Annotated in this window: 1 pseudogene; it reads right to left on the bottom strand. The window is 32.2% G+C overall.

What is annotated here, in order from left to right:
• Window positions 1-15: 15 nt before the first annotated feature.
• Window positions 16-1,855: pseudogene (locus tag DAHG_RS21270) on the bottom strand (hypothetical protein); the annotation flags it as partial.

The raw sequence follows: 1,855 nt of genomic DNA, 5'->3' as shown, positions 1-1,855 counted from the left end.
TTTGTTTTTAGTTAACTATTTAACCCAAACGCCGTAAGAGTTGAAAGTATAACCGTTAACAGTCGTATTAGAAACCATTACACCGTTATCATCAACATAGTACCATCTAGTACCTTGAGCATCAGAAGCGATCCAAGAGTTACGTAACATTGTACCGTTCTTTACATAATACCAGTTAGCACCAGAAGCAATCCATTTAGAAGGTCTAGAACCATCTTCAGCGATGTAATCCCAATCGCCATTGCCTTTATCTACCCATCCTGATTGAGTTACTGTTCCGTTAAGAATCAGTTTTAAGTATAATGTATCGATTAATTCAACATTTGCTAATACTGCTTTCTTTTCTTTTGTAGTTAATGCTTTAGTGTATTCTTTAGCAATTTCGCCAGTCTTACTATCAACTAATTGATTCAATGCTTTTTTAGCAGCAACAATCTTAGCAGCTTGCTTATCAGTTAAAGTAGTACCCATAGTGATGCCATCAATATCTGTAGTTACCGCTTTTAATAATTCTTCAACAGTAGTTACAGTATTAACAACAGTATCATAGTAAGTCTCTTCACTTTCTTCATTGTCGATAACTGTAGTTAACAGATACTGTAAACCAGTTTCATCAGAATCTTTTTCTAATAAATCAAATACATCTGTTGTTTCAACATAACGGCCATAATCAGCATTCTCTAAACGTACAACATACTTACCGCTATTCAGTTGTTTTGGAGTTAATGTATAGAATGAACCAATGTAATCTTCAACAAAATTCTTTAATGCTGTCGCATCAGCTTCTCTAAATGCATTCAAAGCTTTATCTAAAGCAGTTTGAGTGTCATCGTCATCTTCATTTAAAGCTTCTGCAGCTACAGCCAAATTCTTAACTTTAGTTGCTAAATCCTTTTTATAAGCCTTAACATCCGTATTAGTTGATTTAAGAAGATCTTTTACTTCTTTCATATCAGAAATGATTGTTTCTAAGCCTTCGATATAGTTAGCAACTTCTTCAGCGTCCTTCACATCATCATAATCTGCAATTTTGCTTAGTGCATCAACATCATCATTCTTGATATCTTTTAACACTTTTTCAACTTTACTTAAATCTTTATATGAAATAGCTACTTCCTTTTCTACAGCATCATAAACATTAATTGCACTTGTATTTGATGTTTCTTTTACTAAAATTACTTCTTCTAATGCTTTAACATATTCTTTATTATAAGCATCTTCATTTTCACCTTTGTAATCTTCTACTTCAACTATAAAATCATTAACTTTATCTAAAACACCTTCAGCATTTATAACAGCATTTAAATATTTTTCATTATCTTTAATTACTTTATATGCTTTTTCAGCATCCGTTTTGTTATTAGTAATACCATTTTCTGCAACTAATTTAATCACATTATTGTTTGCATCTTTCCAATCACCGTTAGTGAAATAGGTAGCTAATTTAGTAACACCATCATTATATCCTTTGATAAATTTAGCGAATGCAATAACATCTTCATCAATATCAGCTTCATCCATATAACTAGAGTTATTAGCTAAGAATGTAGCAATTTGTTTCAATGTTGCTCCAGATTTAAAGTTTGAACCTGGTAAATCAGCAGATAACGTAGCAGCTCCCATACCGCTTAATGTTTTGTCTGTTACAGTTAAATCTACGGTGCTTGTACCAGTAACGATTGCCACATTTCCGTCTATTACCTCTGTTGTATTAAATTCTTTGTCGTAATCTTTAGTTAAAGCATCCAAAACTTTAGAAACAACATCATGAGCCTTTTCAGTAGTTTGCTTGTCAGTAATTATATCATCTGCAGCAAAAGCAACAGTCAAATTACTAACTACCGGAGCAGCATTG

It is taken from the genome of Dielma fastidiosa, assembly GCF_000313565.1.
GTDB classification, from domain to species: Bacteria; Bacillota_I; Bacilli_A; order Erysipelotrichales; family Erysipelotrichaceae; genus Dielma; species Dielma fastidiosa.
Note: the sequence above shows the minus strand (reverse complement) of the source record. Positions and strands in the feature narration are given on the sequence as shown.